We start from the raw sequence: 16526 nt of genomic DNA, 5'->3' as shown, positions 1-16526 counted from the left end.
CACCATGCCCGCCTTGATTGAAGCCTTCCTCGACCCCGCATCCAAGACCTACAGCTACGTGATCTACGAGCACGATGGCGGGCACTGCGCGATTGTCGACCCGGTGCTCGATTACAACGCCGCCGCCGGGCGCACTTCGACCGTCCAGGCCGACAGGATCATCGCCTTCGTTCGCCAACACCAGTTGCAGGTGCAATGGCTGCTGGAAACCCATGCCCACGCCGACCACCTGTCGGCCGCGCCTTATCTGCGCCGGGAACTGGGGGGCAAGATTGCGATTGGTCGGTCGATCAGCAAGGTTCAGGGTGTGTTCAAGACACTGTTCAACCTTGAGCCGGGATTCAGGACCGACGGTTCGCAGTTCGATCACCTGTTCGCGCCGGACGAGTCATTCCGCATTGGCAATCTCAAGGCCACGGCCCTGCATGTGCCAGGGCATACTCCGGCAGATATGGCTTATTTGATCGACGGCGATGTGATTATGGTGGGCGACACGTTGTTCATGCCGGACGTCGGCACCGCGCGTTGCGACTTCCCCGGCGGCAACGCCAACCAGATGTTCGCCTCGATCCGCAAACTGCTGGCCTTCCCCGCCAGTGTGCGTCTCTTCGTTTGCCACGATTACCCGCCCGACAGTCGCGCTCCACAGTGCCAGACCACGGTTGGCGAGCAGCGTAAAAGCAACATTCATATCCACGATGGTATTGATGAGGCCGCCTTCGTCGCCATGCGTACCCAGCGTGACGCCGGTTTGTGCATGCCGACGCTGTTGCTGCCGGCGATTCAGGTGAATGTGCGGGCGGGGAATTTGCCGCCGGCGGAAGACAATGGCGTCACTTACCTGAAGATCCCCCTGAACCAACTCTGACCCACGCCATCGATCGTTCCCACGCGTGGGAACGATCAGTTGGCCAGAGTCAGACCATTCGCCGGCAACGGCAGCGCCGTCTTGTAGCGCACTTGCTTGAGCGCAAAGCTCGAACGAATGTTCGCCACCCCCGGCACCTTGGTCAGGAAGTCCATCATGAAGCGCTCCAGCGACTGGATGGTCGGCACCAGCACGCGGATCAAATAGTCCGGGTCACCGGCCATCAAATAGCACTCCATCACTTCCGGGCGATCCGAAATCGCCTCTTCGAAATGCTGCAGCGCCTCTTCCACCTGCTTCTCCAGGCTGACGTGAATGAACACATTCACATGCAGCCCCAGCAAGTCGGCATCCAGCAACGTCACCTGCTCGCGAATCAGCCCTAATTCTTCCATCGCCTTGACCCGATTGAAGCACGGCGTGGGCGACAGGTTCACTGAGCGCGCGAGGTCGGCGTTGGTGATGCGCGCGTTCTCCTGAAGGCTGTTGAGAATGCCGATGTCGGTACGGTCCAGTTTGCGCATGAGACAAAAACACCTGTTTTTTATGTTTATGCAGATTTTTTATCCTCAAATGACCTCCAGTGCAACGAAACACAGAGAAATATTCTTCTTGGCCCGGCCTATGATTGTTGTAGGACAAGAATTCTTTTACCGAAGAATGACTGCCAGCTCACTACAAGAAATTCACAAGATCGAGCGTAGAAGCCATGAACCAAGCGTACGAACCGCTGCGCCTGCACGTTCCCGAACCTTCGGGCCGTCCCGGCTGCAAAACCGACTTCTCCTACCTGCATCTGACCGATGCCGGCACGGTGCGCAAACCCCCAATCGACGTAGAACCGGCCGATACCGCTGATCTGGCCAAAGGCCTGATTCGCGTGCTCGACGACCAGGGCAATGCCCTCGGCCCATGGGCTGAAGGCGTACCCGTCGAGATCCTGCGTAAAGGCATGCGCGCCATGCTCAAGACGCGGATCTACGACAACCGCATGGTGGTCGCCCAGCGCCAGAAAAAAATGTCGTTCTACATGCAGAGCCTCGGCGAAGAAGCCATCGGCAGCGCCCAGGCCCTGGCCCTGAACATCGACGACATGTGCTTCCCCACCTACCGTCAGCAAAGCATCCTGATGGCCCGCGAAGTGCCGCTGGTGGACCTGATCTGCCAACTGCTGTCCAACGAGCGCGATCCGCTCAAGGGCCGTCAGTTGCCGATCATGTACTCGGTCAAGGAAGCCGGTTTCTTCACCATTTCCGGCAATCTCGCCACCCAATTCGTCCAGGCGGTGGGCTGGGGCATGGCCTCGGCGATCAAGGGCGACACCAAAATCGCCTCGGCGTGGATCGGCGACGGTGCCACTGCTGAATCGGACTTCCACACCGCCCTCACCTTCGCCCATGTGTACCGTGCGCCGGTGATCCTCAACGTGGTCAACAACCAGTGGGCGATCTCCACGTTCCAGGCGATTGCCGGCGGTGAAGCCACCACCTTTGCCGGACGCGGCGTCGGTTGCGGCATCGCCTCCCTGCGGGTCGATGGCAACGATTTCTACGCGGTCTACGCTGCATCCGCCTGGGCTGCCGAACGCGCGCGGCGCAACCTCGGCCCGACCATGATCGAATGGGTCACCTACCGCGCCGGCCCGCACTCGACCTCCGATGATCCTTCCAAATACCGTCCTGCGGACGACTGGAGTCACTTCCCGTTGGGTGACCCGATTGCTCGCCTCAAGCAGCACCTGATCAAAATCGGTCAGTGGTCCGAGGAGGAACACGCCGCTGTCAGCGCCGAACTGGAAGCCGAAGTGATCGCCGCGCAGAAAGAAGCCGAGCAGTACGGCACCCTCGCCGGCGGCCAGATTCCGAGCGCCGCGACCATGTTCGAAGACGTCTACAAAGAGATGCCGGAGCACTTGAAGCGCCAGCGTCAGGAGTTGGGGATCTGACATGAACGATCACAACAATAATATTCAGTTGGAAACCGCCATGACCACGACCACCATGACCATGATCCAGGCCCTGCGCTCGGCCATGGATGTGATGCTTGAGCGTGACGACAACGTCGTGGTGTTCGGCCAGGACGTCGGCTACTTCGGTGGTGTGTTCCGTTGCACCGAAGGCCTGCAGACCAAGTACGGCACCTCCCGCGTATTCGATGCACCGATCTCCGAAAGCGGCATCGTCGGCGTCGCCGTGGGCATGGGTGCTTACGGTTTGCGGCCGGTGGCCGAGATCCAGTTCGCCGACTACGTGTACCCGGCGTCGGACCAGATCATTTCCGAAGCGGCGCGCTTGCGTTATCGCTCGGCCGGCGAGTTCACCGCGCCGATGACCCTGCGCATGCCCTGCGGCGGCGGCATCTATGGCGGCCAGACTCACAGCCAGAGCATCGAGGCGATGTTCACCCAGGTCTGCGGCTTGCGCACCGTCATGCCATCCAACCCTTACGACGCCAAAGGCCTGCTGATCGCCTCCATCGAAAACGATGACCCGGTGATCTTCCTCGAGCCAAAACGCCTGTACAACGGCCCGTTCGACGGTCACCACGAGCGCCCGGTGACCCCATGGTCGAAGCACCCGGCCGCGCAAGTGCCGGACGGTTACTACACCGTGCCGCTGGACGTTGCCGCCATCACCCGCCCGGGCAAGGACGTGACCATCCTGACCTACGGCACCACGGTTTATGTGTCGCAAGTCGCCGCTGAAGAAACCGGCATCGACGCCGAAGTCATCGACCTGCGCAGCCTGTGGCCGCTGGACCTGGAAACCATCGTCAAGTCGGTGAAGAAAACCGGACGCTGCGTAGTTGTTCACGAAGCGACCCGTACCTGCGGATTCGGCGCCGAGCTGGTCGCGCTGGTGCAAGAGCATTGCTTCCACTACCTGGAAGCGCCGATCGAGCGAGTCACCGGTTGGGACACCCCCTACCCGCACGCGCAAGAGTGGGCGTATTTCCCTGGTCCGTCCCGTGTGGGCGCGGCTTTGCATCGGGTTATGGAGGTCTGAATGGGCACGCACGTTATTAAAATGCCGGACATTGGCGAAGGCATTGCAGAAGTTGAATTGTCTCAGTGGCACGTCAAGGTCGGCGACATGGTCGTCGAAGATCAGGTGCTGGCCGATGTCATGACCGACAAGGCGATGGTCGACATCCCCTCGCCGGTGAACGGCAAGGTGATTGCACTGGGCGGACAGCCGGGCGAAGTCATGGCGGTCGGCAGCGTGCTGATCAGCATTGAAGTCGAAGGCGCGGGTAACGTTAAGGAATCGACTGCGCCAGCGGCTGTTGTTAAAGAAGCACCTGTGGCGGCGCCGAACGTTGAAGCCGTCGTAGAAAGCGCACCGGCTGCAGCGGCCCCGCGTCCGGCTGCCGCTTGCCAAGGACCGATGGTCGCGCGTGAAGCCGACGAACGTCCGCTGGCCTCCCCGGCCGTGCGCAAGCATGCGTTGGACCTTGGCATTCAATTGCGACTGGTGCGGGGCAGCGGCCCTGCCGGGCGGATTCTGCACGAAGACCTCGAGGCTTATCTGGCTCAGGGTCAGTCGAACGCATCGACGGCCACCGCCGCTTACGCCCAGCGCAACGACGAACAGCAAATCCCGGTGATCGGCATGCGCCGCAAGATCGCCCAGCGTATGCAGGACGCCACCCAGCGTGCCGCCCACTTCAGTTACGTCGAAGAAATCGACGTCACCGCCGTAGAAGAACTGCGCGCGCACCTGAACGAAAAACACGGCGCGACCCGTGGCAAGCTGACCTTGCTGCCGTTCCTGGTGCGCGCCCTGGTCGTGGCCCTGCGCGACTTCCCGCAGATCAACGCCCGTTACGACGACGAGGCCCAGGTCATCACCCGCCTCGGCGCGGTGCATGTGGGCGTCGCCACCCAAGCCGACATCGGTTTGATGGTGCCGGTGGTGCGTCACGCCGAAGCCCGCAGCCTGTGGGACAACGCCGCGGAAATCTCCCGCCTGGCAACTGCCGCACGCACTGGCAAGGCCAGCCGCGATGAGCTGTCCGGCTCGACCATCACGCTGACCAGCCTCGGCGCCCTGGGCGGCATCGTCAGCACGCCGGTGCTGAACCTGCCGGAAGTGGCGATCGTCGGCGTGAACAAAATCGTCGAACGACCAATGGTGATCAAAGGCCAGATCGTGATCCGCAAGATGATGAACCTCTCCAGCTCCTTCGATCACCGCGTGGTCGATGGCATGGACGCGGCGCAATTCATCCAGGCCGTTCGTGGCTTGCTCGAACAACCCGCAACGCTGTTTGTGGAGTAAGGAATGCAACAGACTCTAAATACTACGCTGCTAATCATCGGCGGCGGCCCTGGCGGCTATGTGACGGCGATCCGTGCCGGTCAATTGGGCATTTCGACCATTCTGGTGGAAGGCCAATCGTTGGGCGGCACCTGCCTGAACATCGGCTGCATTCCGTCCAAGGCGTTGATTCACGTCGCCGAACAGTTCCATCAGACACAGCACCACAGCCAATACTCGGCGCTGGGCATCAGCGTATCGGCGCCGACCCTGGACATCGGCAAAAGCGTCGAGTGGAAGGACGGCATCGTTGATCGCCTGACCACTGGCGTCTCCGCGCTATTAAAGAAGCACAAGGTCCAGGTCATCCACGGCTGGGCGAAAGTGATCGACGGCAAAACCGTTGAGGTCGGCGACACGCGGATTCAGTGCGAGCACCTGGTGCTGGCCACCGGTTCGACAAGCGTCAACCTGCCGATGCTGCCGATTGGCGGGCCGATCATCTCCTCCACTGAAGCCCTGGCGCCGAAAAGCGTGCCGAAACGGTTGGTTGTGGTCGGTGGCGGTTACATCGGTCTGGAGCTGGGGATTGCTTATCGCAAGCTCGGCGCCGAGGTCAGCGTAGTCGAGGCGCAGGATCGTATTCTGCCGGCCTACGATGCCGAACTGACCCATCCGGTGCACGAAGCACTCAAACAACTCGATGTGAAGCTTTACTTGAAGCACAGCGTTGAAGGCTTTGATTCACAAAGAAATTCCCTGCGAGTTCGCGACCCGAACGGCGACATCCTGAATCTTGCAACCGATCAGGTGCTGGTGGCCGTCGGTCGCAAACCCAACACCCAGGGCTGGAACCTCGAAACCTTGAACCTGGACATGAACGGTTCGGCGATCAAGATCGACAACCGTTGCCAGACCAGCATGCGCAACGTCTACGCCATCGGCGACCTCAGCGGCGAACCGATGCTCGCCCACCGGGCCATGGCCCAGGGCGAGATGGTTGCCGAACTGATCAGCGGCAAACACCGCGAATTCAACCCGACCGCCATTGCCGCCGTGTGTTTCACCGACCCGGAACTGGTGGTGGTCGGCAAGACCCCGGACGAGGCCAAGGCTGCGGGGCTGGACTGCATCGTGTCCAGCTTCCCGTTCGCCGCCAATGGCCGGGCGATGACACTGGAGTCCAAAAGTGGCTTCGTGCGGGTCGTGGCGCGGCGTGACAATCATCTGATTATTGGCTGGCAGGCGGTGGGTGTGGGTGTTTCGGAGTTGTCGACGGCGTTCGGTCAGAGCCTGGAAATGGGCGCGCGGCTGGAAGACATCGCTGGCACCATCCACGCGCATCCGACGCTCGGCGAGGCGGTGCAGGAAGCGGCGTTGCGTGCGTTGGGTCACGCGCTGCATTTGTAACCGCTCAACTGTGGCGAGGGAGCTTGCTCCCGCTGGGCTGCGAAGCGGCCCCAACCGCGTCACTGCGATCTGCCTGATGCACCGCAGTGTTCGGTTTTACCAGTGCTGCGCACCGGAACGGGAGCAAGCTCCCTCGCCACAGGGTTTCGAATGATGAAAGATCGGCGACAAGTTTCATGAGCTGGCTAAGAAATCTGCCAATCACCCGATAGTCCGGGCTGCGATTTAGGCCCGGAATGAAGTATTGTTGTCCCCATCCAGAAAAATGTCAGAAGCCTTGAACCGTTTCGACGGTTGTTAAGTGATAGAGGGTGTCATGGGTAACGAAAGCATCAATTGGGACAAGCTGGGTTTTGACTACATCAAGACAGACAAGCGCTATCTGTCGCACTGGCGTAATGGCGAGTGGGACAAAGGCACCCTGACCGAAGACAACGTGCTGCACATCAGCGAAGGCTCGACTGCCCTTCACTATGGCCAGCAGTGCTTCGAAGGCCTGAAGGCCTACCGTTGCAAGGACGGTTCGATCAACCTGTTCCGCCCGGACCAGAACGCCGCCCGCATGCAACGCAGCTGCGCGCGCCTGCTGATGCCGCAAGTGTCCACCGAACAGTTCATCGAAGCGTGCAAGGACGTGGTCCGCGCCAACGAGCGTTTCATTCCGCCTTACGGCACCGGCGGCGCGCTGTACCTGCGTCCGTTCGTGATCGGCGTGGGTGACAACATCGGCGTGCGTACCGCACCCGAGTTCATCTTCTCGATCTTCTGCATCCCGGTCGGCGCCTACTTCAAGGGCGGCCTGACCCCACACAACTTCCAGATCTCCAGCTACGACCGTGCCGCTCCACAAGGCACCGGCGCGGCCAAGGTCGGTGGCAACTACGCCGCCAGCCTGATGCCAGGCTCCCAGGCCAAGAAGGCGCACTTCGCCGACGCCATCTACCTGGACCCGATGACCCACACCAAAATCGAAGAAGTCGGCTCGGCCAACTTCTTCGGGATCACCCACGACAACAAGTTCGTCACCCCGAATTCCCCTTCGGTGTTGCCGGGCATCACCCGTCTGTCGTTGATCGAACTGGCCAAGACCCGTCTGGGCCTGGAAGTGGTTGAAGGTGACGTGTTCATCGACAAGCTGTCCGACTTCAAGGAAGCCGGTGCTTGCGGTACCGCCGCGGTGATCACCCCGATCGGCGGCATCAGCTACAACGACAAGCTGCACGTGTTCCACAGCGAAACCGAAGTCGGCCCGGTCACCCAGAAGCTCTACAAAGAGCTGACCGGTGTACAGACCGGCGACATCGAAGCGCCAGCGGGCTGGATCGTCAAGGTTTGATCTGACGCCACAGTCCGTTTGAACACAAAAGCCCGGCCATCACATTGAAGGCCGGGCTTTTTTTCGCCCGCGTTTCGTGCAAAACGCCACTAGACTTGCCTCGTGCAACCGCCATCAACAGGTGCCACCACAACCATGGATAAATTCTGGCGAAAGTATCTGGCCTTGCTGGAAACCGACTTCACCACGCAGGTGTTCGACAACATCAAGAACCTGCTGGTGTGCGCCCTGTTGTTCGCGGCGGGCACCAACGCGTTGCGAGGCGGTCATCAACTGTTTATGGGATTGCTCGCCTCAAACCTTGCCGGCTGGGGGTTGATTGCAATATCAGCACTGTTGATGCTGCTCAGTGTCAGCGACGGCTTGCGCCGGCTGTCCAGGTTGCCGTATCACACGGCGTTCCAGATCATCCTGGGTCTGGTTTACCTGGTGCTGGCGGTGCGGGTGGTGGAGATCGTCTGGGATTTCAGGGCGTAGCGGTCACGGCACGAGGTGTCTGCCAACTCAGCTCATCCTGAGCAATCCGGGCAAACAACCACTCCACAAAGATCCGCGTGTGCGCCGTCACGTCCGGCGCAACACCGTAGTAATAACGCGGCAACGGCATGCGCAACTCGGATAACGGGCAGATCAGGCGTCCGCTCGAGATATGGCTGCCCAGCAAAGAGGTCGGGCACAGGGCAACGCCCTGTCCATCCACTGCGGCCTGAAGCACCAGGTGCATGTGATCAAACTGCCGGGTGACCTGAGTGGCTGACTGGCTTTGACCAAAGTGCATGGCCCAATTGTGCCAGTCTTCACGGCGTGCCTTGGCGGTCAGTAACGTATGCCGACTCAGGGACGTGAGGTCTTCAAGTGGCAGGCGCTCGATCAGCGCAGGGGCCGCGACCAGCAACAGTTCGTCTTCGAACAGCGCTCGCGCCTCAATCGCCGGTGCCCAATCGTCACGACCACGGCGAATGACGATATCGAACCCGTCGCGTGCCTGATCGGGTGCCTGGGTCTGGGTGATCACCTGCGGTTTGATGCCGGGGTGCCGCGCAACGAAATCCGCCAGCCTGGGCGTCAGCCAAAGCATGGCGAAGGACGGACGCACATTGATCTTCACCGTAGGCAGCGAGGCATGCTGCTTGAGCGCAGTGGCGGCATTGGCGATCTGCGACAGCCCGGCGCTGACCTGCTCATAGAAGCGCTGGCCGGCCGGCGTCAGCACCGATTGCCGGATACGTCGCTCGAACAGCAGCACCCCCAGGTATTCCTCGAGCAATTTGATATGCCGGCTGACGGCACTGTGGCTGACATGCAGCTCTTCGGCCGCCAGGCTGAAGCTCTGATGACGAGCAGCAACGGCGAAGGCGCGAACAGCATTAAGAGGCGGTAGTGGATTCATGCGTCTAATTTAGTCACCTATGCGCTGTAATTAAAGCGTTTGTCACGCCCTCCTCGCCACGCCAATCTGCCAGCACGCAGCCAACGCCACCTGACGGAGCAAGCCATGAACAGTTACGGACTCTTTGTACTCTTCGCCACCCTGACCATTTTGAGCCCGGGGCCTGGTGTGGTCCTGACCCTGTCCAACGCGGTGCGCCACGGTTGGAGGGGGGCCGTGCCGGGCATTCTGGGGATCGCGTCGGGGGCGTTTGTGGTCGCCGCCATCAGCGCCACCAGTGTTGGCCTGATACTCAGCACCTCCGCGAATGCCTTTACCGCATTGAAATACGCAGGGGCTGGCTATTTGTTGTACCTGGGCTACAAAAGCTGGCGCTCGGATCGTTTCAGCACGCTGCTTGAAACACGCTCCTCAAGCCCGGGTTATCGCTTCCTTGAAGCGGCTTCGATGCAGCTTCTGAACCCCAAGGCGGTGTTTTTCTTTTTGGCGGTGTTCCCGCAATTCATCGACACTTCGGCGCACTTCTACAGCCAGTTCATCAAGCTGGTCGCCTCCTACGGCGTACTGGTAATCCTGGTGCACGGCAGCTATGCCTTGCTCGCCAATGCCGCCAAAGGCTGGTTGTCGAGCCCGAAAGGTTCCTGGCTGACCGCAAAAGTTTCGGGCGTGACCTTCGCCGGTTTTGGCGTGCTCATGGCCTCGGCCAGTCGCTAAGTCGCAGGACTGGCGATCGCGCGGCGCCTGTTCCCGGTGGACGTGAGTGGCGCTGTCGTTCCCTGAATCGGCAGTTCAACGGCGAACCGGTGACCGAGTTCCTTTCGCCCCACCGCCGTCAACGCCAACGCCCGACTGTCCAGATCCTGCGTCACCCATTGGCGTTTGATCGCCGTTTGCAGCAACGCCGCGCCCAAGGCACCGCCCAGGTGCGGCCGACGCATGCTCCAGTCCAGGCACGGGCAGGCAAAGCGGCGGCGCAAAGTGCCGAGGTCTTTGACGTCGATGCCCAATCCTTCGAACAACGCTTCACCACTGTCGCTCAATCGATAAGCCTGCTCATCGGTTTGCAGCAACCACCCCGCGTCGATCATCCGGTCATGCAGCACCACTGCCAACGTGCCGGCCATGTGGTCGTAGCAGGTGCGGGCGAATTGCAGGCGGTCCGGGGTGCGCGGGTTGAATGTCGGCACGGCGTTCTGGCCGATCACCATCAGTGCTTCGAGTGCCTGGGCCACGCGTTTGTCCGCGAGGCTGTAATAGCGATGGCGGCCCTGAACGTGCAAACGCACCAGCGCCAGTTCCTTGAGCTTGGCCAGGTGTGCGCTGGCGGTCGAGGCGCTGACTTCGGCAACCGCCGCCAGCTCGGTGCTGGTGCGGGCATGGCCGTCCATCAGCGAGCAGAGGATTTTCGTCCGCGCAGGCTCTGCAATCGCTGCCGCCACTTGAGAGATGCCAACGTCGTGTTGCTCTGCGTTCATATTTCGCTCCCGGACGAATCAAGGCCCCTTCGGACTGGAGATAGTAGCAACACTTTTCAACCATCGATAAGGCTGCGACCCATGGACCCGATCATCGCTGCGACTCACGCCGATCCTTACCCCTACTACGCGCAACTGCGTGCCGAGGGTGGATTGGTTTTTCATCAGGGACTGAAACTGTGGGTGGCCAGCAGCGCCCGAGCGGTCGCCGCCGTGCTGGCGCATCCGGATTGCCATGTGCGGCCGGCGCATGAGCCGGTGCCCAAGGCAATTGCTCAGGGCATGGCGGGCAAAGTGTTCGGTCAGCTAATGCGGATGAACGAGGGTGAGCGGCAGCGTTGCCCGAGGGCAGCGATTGAGCCGGGGCTGACGCTGATTGATGGGAATGACGTCAATTCACTGGTCAGCGCTCGGTTGATTACCCCTGGAGCCGATGGGTTGTACGCGGCGATGTTTCGCGGGCCGGTCTGTGTAGTGGCGACGTTGCTGGGCTTTTCTCCGGCTCAGGGCCGGGCCATCAGCGAGCTGACCGCTGACTTCATCGCCTGCCTGTCACCCCTCAGCGACCAGGCCCAACTGGACGCTGCCCATGTTGCGGCAGAACAGCTGAAGGGATATTTCATCGAGCTTCTGGCTGATCCGAACAATCGAAGCACCCTGCTCGCCGGTATCCGGCAGCGCTTCGCCACCTCGACCGCCCCGGAAACCTTGATCGCCAACCTGATCGGCCTGTTCTCCCAGACCTACGAAGCCACCGCTGGGCTGATCGGCAATGCGCTACTGGCGTTGAGCCGAAACCCGCAGATCGACCCAACTCAAGCCAACGACCTGATCGCCGAAGTGCAGCGCTTCGATCCTTCGGTACAGAACACCCGCCGCTTCGTCGCAGCGCCCTGCGAAATCGACGGCGTGAACCTGAACTCCGGCGACGTCATTCTGGTGCTGCTGGCCTCGGCCAATCGTGATCCGCTGCTCAATGACGATCCCGATACATTCCTGCTCGAACGCCCAAACCGCCGCAGCTTCACCTTCGGCGCCGGCCGTCATCAATGCCCAGGGCAGGTGCTGGCCTTGAGCATTGCCCGCGCGACGCTGACTCAGATCCTGATAATGAAACCGGCTTTGGATCGGTTGACCTGGCACTACCGCCCTTCCCTTAACGGGCGCATTCCGCTCTTTGCCTGAAAAACACCTCAAGCGTTGCGATATTCGACCGTCAGGTGAGACAACTCATGAACCGGCGCCAGACGTTCGCGGATGGCGTCGGCACTGACGCTCGCCGTAGCCACGACACTCACAATTGCGGCTCGCGCCTGGGGCCCGACTTGCCAGACATGAAGGTCACTGATGCGGACATCGTCCGTCGATTCAAGCAGCTCACGAATTTCGGCGGCGACGTGCTCGTCGGTGGCGTCGAGCAATACCGCGGCGCTATCGCGCATCAAGCCATAGGCCCATTTCGCGATAACAAGGGCTCCGACGACGCCTATCACCGGGTCCAGCCAGACCCAACCCAAATAGCGCCCGGCCAACAATGCCGCAATAGCCAGTACCGAGGTCAATGCATCGGCCAGCACATGGACATACGCCGAGCGCAGGTTGTTGTCGTGATGATGGTGACCGTGGTTATGGTTGTGATGATCATGACCGTGATCCCCATGGTTGCCCGCCAGCAGCAATGCGCTGACGACATTCACCGCCAGCCCCACCACCGCAATCACCGTCGCTTCGGTGAAAGCCACGGTGATAGGTTGAAACAGCCGCAGGATCGATTCGCCGGCGATGCCGATCGACACCAGGCCCAGCACCATGGCAGAAGCAAAAGCCGCCAGATCCCCGACCTTGCCAGTACCGAAGCTGAAGCGCGAATTGTTGGCGTGTCGCCTGGCAAAACTGTAGGCCGCCGCGGCAATGCCCAAGGCCACGGCGTGGGTCGCCATATGAAAGCCGTCCGCCAGTAACGCCATGGAGCCGGTGATATAACCAGCGGCAATCTCGCCAATCATCATCACGAACGTCAGCGCCACCACCCACAACGTGCGGCGAGCATTTTCATCGTGGGCGGCCCCCAGAAACAGATGGTCGTGAGTAAAGCGCGAAGCCTGAGGTGTCAGTGTCATGGGGCAGGCCTCTATTTCGAGTAACGGCGGATGGCTTGCAACAAGTCTTCCACGCCTTCGGCGCGTGCTTCGTCGCTGAGGCCGGGACGGGCCACATGTTCACGGGCGTGGGCGTCGATGAACTGGTCCATCAGACCATTGACCGCACCGCGAATTGCCGCAACCAAGTGCAGGGTTTTGGCGCACTCGGCATCGGACTCCAACGCCCGCTCCACCGCCTGGACCTGACCGGCAATGCGCCGGACGCGATTGAGCAAATCGTCTTTGTGTTCGTGGATGTGCGACATACCTATACCCCCTACCCCTATTTAGGCGGGCATAGTTACCGATATTGCCGGGGCTGGCAAGTCGGGTTGACCGCATCATGGCTCATCGGCTTGTATCGCGGTAATAGCGGATCAGGCCTCCAGCAAAAACTGTTGTTGCCATTAGCATTTGTAATAGCGGCCAGAGTTTCAGACCAGTCCTACATCTATCAAATGCCCTTTGATATAGCGTCCGCATCGCTTTCAAAAGATGAAACCAGGACGCTCATGGCTGGAAAGGAAAAACCGATCACAAAGGCAATATTCAGGGAGTTAAAAAGTGAGCCTTCTCTACCAAGATCCAACAATGAGCCACGAGGAAACGACGAGACTTCTAGCTAGCAACGTAGAAACCAGCGTTGTTGTCGCATTGATTTCTATTGGCCTGAATGAACAAGACAAGTCCTGGGCTCAAAACACCTGTCTGAAGTACCTCGAGAGTGAGTCCGAATCAGTTGCAGCATCTGCCATAACCGCGCTCGGGCACATAGCCCGCAGACAGGGTGGTCTGGACTTGGGTGCTGTACGCCCGGCCCTTGAGAAGATGAAGAAGAAATTTCCCTCCCTGGAAGGGATTGTGGCGAACACCCTTGATGATATTGAGGCATTCACCTGACTTGCCCATCCGCAAAGGGAACTGGCCGTGAACCGGGCGCTGGATAACATCGATCCGCAGTAATAGCCGATCAAGCCTTCAGCAAAAATAGTTGTTGAAATGAGCATCCGTGGCGAGGGGGCTTGTCGGAACGCCGCATCGCCCCGTTCGGCTGCGCAGCAGTCGTAAAATCAACGTATGCGGTCAGTCCTGAGAAACCGCGATGGATTGGATTTGGGGTCGCTGCGCAACCCAACGGGGGCAAGCCCCCTCGCCACAGCAAGCCCCTCGCCACAGATAGCAAAAACCCCGCTCTCTCCTCTCAGAGACAGCGGGGTTAATCATTTCAATTCACTCGCCCATCAATCATCCCGCGTCAGCACTTCCAGCAATTCAATCTCGAAAATCAGATTCGAATTCGGCGTAATCGCCCCCATCGAGCGCTCGCCGTAGGCCAGGTGCGCCGGCACCAGCAGCTTGCGCTTACCGCCGACCTGCATGCCCATGATTCCCTGGTCCCAGCCCTTGATTACCCGCCCGGTGCCAATCACGCACTGAAACGGTTTGCCCCGGCTGTAGGAAGAATCGAATTCGGTGCCGTCTTCCAACCACCCGCGATATTGGGTAGTGATCAGCGCGCCTTTGACGGCGGCTTTGCCGTCGCCCACTTCAAGGTCGATTACCTGCAACTCATCATTCATTACATTCACTCTATCTGTGCGCTTGCCCGAGCGGGCTTGATGGGCGCCGTTTTCCCAGAAATGCGGGCTATTGGCAACCATTTCGCTCTGCATCCGGCAGTGGTCGTGAACTGGGCACTATACGAAAACTGCCTGATCGCCACTCGGCGACTTTTCGTACAGACCCTAATTTACACAACAGGACTTATGTAACCCGACAATACGCCGATACCGTGCAGCGGCACGGAAGCACCGAAGCACCGAAGCACCGAAGCACCACTTACTCCATAGAAGGCAGGAGCCTGAACAATGTTTGAACACATCTGGCGCAGCATCCATTCCCCGGGCTACTTCCCCAACGTACTGGAGTGGATGATCAATATTCTCCTCAACCCGTTCATGGTGATTATGTGCCTGATGGTCGGAGCGCTGGCCGGTAAATGGTGGAGAGCCATCCCCTACGGCAGCCTCATTTGTTATGTGGTGTTCCTGAGCCGGTCGTCATTCTATCGGTGGGGAAGCATTTTCCCCGAAGCCGGCCTGCCTGCGCTGTTGATTGACGGCGCACTGCTGGCCCTCCTCGGCTTCTATTTGAAAGGCGTACTCAGAACCCGCTCAGAAGCAAAACCCGAAGGCCATTGGTTGCGCTGGCTTTATCAAAGCCTGAAGGTCGTCATGCTGACAGTCATGGTGATGTTCTGGGTACTCGTCGTGCTGGTTGTCGTGACCTTCACCGTCTCGGTCGCGACGCAACCGTCAGTGGTGAACTGACCCACCTCCTGCTTGCCAGGGTCTGTACGAAAAGTCGCCGAGTGTCGATCAGGCAAGGCAAAAACAGGCGAAGAAGCGGAGTTTACGGGTTGTAAATGAGCATTCCGAGCCTGTTTTTAACGCATCATGATCGACACGCAGGCAGTTTTTCGTACAGAGCCTTAATATACCCGCCACCTCCCCCACGGTTCGATACGCCATGAGCGCAATTCCTCAATGAGTCAGCTCTGGACCGACGTCACCATCGGCTCGCTGACCCTTGCCCTGATCGTCGCGCTGATTTGGCGCGATCGTTCGCTGCAAAAGCAGTTGGCCGAGTGCCGTGCGCTGATCGATAGCCTCACCGAGGGACAAAGTATCCACCAGGAAGGCGACGCCGAGCGCTTCAAACGCAGCCAATACTTCGCCCGCATCGGCACCTGGGACTGGGAGGTTGATACCGACAAGCTCTATTGGTCGGATGCAATCTATGGGATGTTCGGGTTCAAGATCGGCGAGGTGACGCCCTCCTACGCCCTGTTCTGTTCCTGTGTGCACCCGGACGACCGGGTCAAGGTCCGCGCCGGTGAATTGCGTTGCCTGGAAACCGGCGAAAACCACGACGAGGAATACCGCGTGGTCTGGCCGGACGGCAGCATCCGCTGGCTGCGGGAGACCGGCAATGTGGTCAAGAATGAGCATGACGCAACGATCAAGATGATGGGCGTGGTCCGCGACATCACCGAAGAAAAAGCCTCCGCCAGTTATCTGCAGCACCTGGCCCATTACGACCCACTGACCGGCCTGCCCAATCGCCTGGTACTCGAAGAGCGCCTGTCCGCTGCCCTGGAACACGCCCGCCTCAGCGCCACGCGGGTGGCACTGGTATTTGTCGACCTCAATGGGTTCAAGGCGATCAACGACCACTATGGCCATGCGGCCGGCGACCGCGTGCTGGTCACCACCGCAACACGCCTGAAGAAAATCCTGCGTTCAACCGACACCGTCGCCCGGATCGGTGGCGACGAGTTCGTGGTCATCCTCCAAGGCCTTCCCCAAGGCAACAGCCTGCAAGACGAAGCCCGCAGCATCTGCCAGAAAATCTTCATCGAACTCGCACCGCCGGTGACCATCGGCAACGACCAGCGCCACATCGGCAGCAGCCTTGGGGTTGCGGTGTTCCCGGACCATGCGCCGAGCATGGACCGGTTGATTCACATTGCCGACCTGGCGATGTATGAGGCCAAGCGCAGCGGGAATAATCAGTATCGGTTGGGGAACATCAGCCCGATACGCGTACACAGCGAATAGCCTTGGGTAAACGCCGCGTCTCTGGGT

Annotated in this window: 18 protein-coding genes; 12 read left to right on the top strand and 6 right to left on the bottom strand. The window is 60.0% G+C overall.

Annotated features, from left to right (window positions below; all coding sequences use genetic code 11):
• The first annotated feature begins 4 nt into the window (after positions 1 to 4).
• A complete protein-coding gene (locus tag AC07VO_RS24080) occupies positions 5 to 868 on the top strand; it encodes an MBL fold metallo-hydrolase (RefSeq protein ID WP_086946226.1) in 864 nt (287 codons plus the stop codon).
• Between the two features lie 35 nt (positions 869 to 903).
• Here AC07VO_RS24080 and bkdR read toward each other — a convergent pair whose 3' ends face one another.
• Positions 904 to 1392, bottom strand: coding sequence for a Bkd operon transcriptional regulator BkdR (bkdR, locus tag AC07VO_RS24075; protein WP_017339472.1), 489 nt, complete (start codon positions 1390 to 1392; stop codon positions 904 to 906).
• A gap of 185 nt (positions 1393 to 1577) precedes the next feature.
• On the opposite strand from bkdR, the gene AC07VO_RS24070 reads away from it, so the two are divergent.
• The 6 genes from AC07VO_RS24070 (at position 1578) to AC07VO_RS24045 (ending at position 8350) form a co-directional block, all read left to right on the top strand.
• Complete coding sequence (locus tag AC07VO_RS24070; RefSeq protein WP_018929723.1) at positions 1578 to 2813, top strand: 3-methyl-2-oxobutanoate dehydrogenase (2-methylpropanoyl-transferring) subunit alpha; 1236 nt, start codon at positions 1578 to 1580, stop codon at positions 2811 to 2813.
• Position 2814: 1 nt separating this feature from the next.
• The gene (locus tag AC07VO_RS24065) at positions 2815 to 3873 is read left to right on the top strand and encodes an alpha-ketoacid dehydrogenase subunit beta (RefSeq protein WP_019648882.1); all 1059 of its coding nucleotides are present in this window, start codon (positions 2815 to 2817) and stop codon (positions 3871 to 3873) included.
• On the top strand, positions 3874 to 5148 hold the full coding sequence (locus AC07VO_RS24060; protein ID WP_086946225.1) for a dihydrolipoamide acetyltransferase family protein: 1275 nt from the start codon (positions 3874 to 3876) through the stop codon (positions 5146 to 5148).
• A gap of 3 nt (positions 5149 to 5151) precedes the next feature.
• Positions 5152 to 6537 (top strand): dihydrolipoyl dehydrogenase, encoded by a 1386-nt coding sequence (gene lpdA / locus AC07VO_RS24055; RefSeq protein WP_086946224.1) that lies wholly within the window; start codon positions 5152 to 5154, stop codon positions 6535 to 6537.
• Between the two features lie 316 nt (positions 6538 to 6853).
• On the top strand, positions 6854 to 7873 hold the full coding sequence (locus tag AC07VO_RS24050; RefSeq protein WP_018929727.1) for a branched-chain amino acid aminotransferase: 1020 nt from the start codon (positions 6854 to 6856) through the stop codon (positions 7871 to 7873).
• Positions 7874 to 8008: 135 nt separating this feature from the next.
• A complete protein-coding gene (locus AC07VO_RS24045; protein WP_018929728.1) occupies positions 8009 to 8350 on the top strand; it encodes a hypothetical protein in 342 nt (113 codons plus the stop codon).
• Here the strand turns inward: AC07VO_RS24045 and AC07VO_RS24040 are convergent.
• Positions 8340 to 9263, bottom strand: coding sequence for a LysR substrate-binding domain-containing protein (locus AC07VO_RS24040; RefSeq protein WP_086946223.1), 924 nt, complete (start codon positions 9261 to 9263; stop codon positions 8340 to 8342). The two genes, AC07VO_RS24045 and AC07VO_RS24040, sit on opposite strands and share 11 nt — an antisense overlap.
• A gap of 105 nt (positions 9264 to 9368) precedes the next feature.
• Here AC07VO_RS24040 and AC07VO_RS24035 point away from each other — a divergent pair, with 105 nt between their 5' ends.
• On the top strand, positions 9369 to 9977 hold the full coding sequence (locus tag AC07VO_RS24035; RefSeq protein ID WP_086946222.1) for a LysE family translocator: 609 nt from the start codon (positions 9369 to 9371) through the stop codon (positions 9975 to 9977).
• Here AC07VO_RS24035 and AC07VO_RS24030 read toward each other — a convergent pair.
• On the bottom strand, positions 9974 to 10738 hold the full coding sequence (locus tag AC07VO_RS24030; RefSeq protein WP_086946221.1) for an ArsR/SmtB family transcription factor: 765 nt from the start codon (positions 10736 to 10738) through the stop codon (positions 9974 to 9976). The genes AC07VO_RS24035 and AC07VO_RS24030 overlap by 4 nt on opposite strands.
• A gap of 81 nt (positions 10739 to 10819) precedes the next feature.
• Here AC07VO_RS24030 and AC07VO_RS24025 point away from each other — a divergent pair, with 81 nt between their 5' ends.
• Positions 10820 to 11923, top strand: a complete 1104-nt coding sequence (locus AC07VO_RS24025; protein WP_086946220.1) for a cytochrome P450 — start codon at positions 10820 to 10822, stop codon at positions 11921 to 11923.
• A gap of 8 nt (positions 11924 to 11931) precedes the next feature.
• On the opposite strand, the gene dmeF is transcribed toward AC07VO_RS24025, so the two are convergent.
• Together dmeF and AC07VO_RS24015 are read right to left on the bottom strand one after the other, a co-directional pair.
• Positions 11932 to 12858, bottom strand: coding sequence for a CDF family Co(II)/Ni(II) efflux transporter DmeF (gene dmeF, locus AC07VO_RS24020; protein WP_064618335.1), 927 nt, complete (start codon positions 12856 to 12858; stop codon positions 11932 to 11934).
• A gap of 11 nt (positions 12859 to 12869) precedes the next feature.
• Positions 12870 to 13145 carry a metal/formaldehyde-sensitive transcriptional repressor gene (locus tag AC07VO_RS24015; protein WP_019648873.1) on the bottom strand — a complete coding sequence of 92 codons (276 nt, stop codon included), beginning with the start codon at positions 13143 to 13145 and terminating at the stop codon, positions 12870 to 12872.
• Positions 13146 to 13443: 298 nt separating this feature from the next.
• Between AC07VO_RS24015 and AC07VO_RS24010 the strand changes: the two genes are divergently transcribed.
• Positions 13444 to 13779, top strand: a complete 336-nt coding sequence (locus AC07VO_RS24010) for a hypothetical protein (protein WP_064618337.1) — start codon at positions 13444 to 13446, stop codon at positions 13777 to 13779.
• Between the two features lie 341 nt (positions 13780 to 14120).
• Here AC07VO_RS24010 and AC07VO_RS24005 read toward each other — a convergent pair whose 3' ends face one another.
• On the bottom strand, positions 14121 to 14459 hold the full coding sequence (locus AC07VO_RS24005) for an FKBP-type peptidyl-prolyl cis-trans isomerase (RefSeq protein WP_018929733.1): 339 nt from the start codon (positions 14457 to 14459) through the stop codon (positions 14121 to 14123).
• Positions 14460 to 14747: 288 nt separating this feature from the next.
• Here AC07VO_RS24005 and AC07VO_RS24000 point away from each other — a divergent pair, with 288 nt between their 5' ends.
• Positions 14748 to 15209: a hypothetical protein gene (locus AC07VO_RS24000; RefSeq protein WP_019579425.1), complete on the top strand. Its 462-nt coding sequence runs from the start codon at positions 14748 to 14750 to the stop codon at positions 15207 to 15209.
• Between the two features lie 216 nt (positions 15210 to 15425).
• Complete coding sequence (locus tag AC07VO_RS23995) at positions 15426 to 16499, top strand: sensor domain-containing diguanylate cyclase (RefSeq protein ID WP_064618339.1); 1074 nt, start codon at positions 15426 to 15428, stop codon at positions 16497 to 16499.
• The last annotated feature ends 27 nt before the right edge of the window (positions 16500 to 16526 follow it).

Source organism: Pseudomonas sp. GW821-FHT03E01, from assembly GCF_059420765.1.
This window is presented reverse-complemented; position numbering and strand designations above follow the sequence as displayed.

Bases quoted from the DNA above. Each gene is read 5' to 3' on its own strand.
- AC07VO_RS24015 (WP_019648873.1), bottom strand. From the start codon at position 13,145: ATGTCGCACATCCACGAACACAAAGACGATTTGCTCAATCGCGTCCGG.
- AC07VO_RS24070 (WP_018929723.1), top strand. From the start codon at position 1,578: ATGAACCAAGCGTACGAACCGCTGCGCCTGCACGTTCCCGAACCTTCG.
- dmeF (WP_064618335.1), bottom strand. From the start codon at position 12,858: ATGACACTGACACCTCAGGCTTCGCGCTTTACTCACGACCATCTGTTT.
- AC07VO_RS23995 (WP_064618339.1), top strand. From the start codon at position 15,426: ATGAGTCAGCTCTGGACCGACGTCACCATCGGCTCGCTGACCCTTGCC.
- lpdA (WP_086946224.1), top strand. From the start codon at position 5,152: ATGCAACAGACTCTAAATACTACGCTGCTAATCATCGGCGGCGGCCCT.
- AC07VO_RS24030 (WP_086946221.1), bottom strand. From the start codon at position 10,738: ATGAACGCAGAGCAACACGACGTTGGCATCTCTCAAGTGGCGGCAGCG.
- AC07VO_RS24035 (WP_086946222.1), top strand. From the start codon at position 9,369: ATGAACAGTTACGGACTCTTTGTACTCTTCGCCACCCTGACCATTTTG.
- AC07VO_RS24005 (WP_018929733.1), bottom strand. From the start codon at position 14,459: ATGAATGATGAGTTGCAGGTAATCGACCTTGAAGTGGGCGACGGCAAA.
- AC07VO_RS24045 (WP_018929728.1), top strand. From the start codon at position 8,009: ATGGATAAATTCTGGCGAAAGTATCTGGCCTTGCTGGAAACCGACTTC.
- AC07VO_RS24050 (WP_018929727.1), top strand. From the start codon at position 6,854: ATGGGTAACGAAAGCATCAATTGGGACAAGCTGGGTTTTGACTACATC.
- AC07VO_RS24065 (WP_019648882.1), top strand. From the start codon at position 2,815: ATGAACGATCACAACAATAATATTCAGTTGGAAACCGCCATGACCACG.
- AC07VO_RS24060 (WP_086946225.1), top strand. From the start codon at position 3,874: ATGGGCACGCACGTTATTAAAATGCCGGACATTGGCGAAGGCATTGCA.
- AC07VO_RS24000 (WP_019579425.1), top strand. From the start codon at position 14,748: ATGTTTGAACACATCTGGCGCAGCATCCATTCCCCGGGCTACTTCCCC.
- AC07VO_RS24040 (WP_086946223.1), bottom strand. From the start codon at position 9,263: ATGAATCCACTACCGCCTCTTAATGCTGTTCGCGCCTTCGCCGTTGCT.
- bkdR (WP_017339472.1), bottom strand. From the start codon at position 1,392: ATGCGCAAACTGGACCGTACCGACATCGGCATTCTCAACAGCCTTCAG.
- AC07VO_RS24080 (WP_086946226.1), top strand. From the start codon at position 5: ATGCCCGCCTTGATTGAAGCCTTCCTCGACCCCGCATCCAAGACCTAC.
- AC07VO_RS24025 (WP_086946220.1), top strand. From the start codon at position 10,820: ATGGACCCGATCATCGCTGCGACTCACGCCGATCCTTACCCCTACTAC.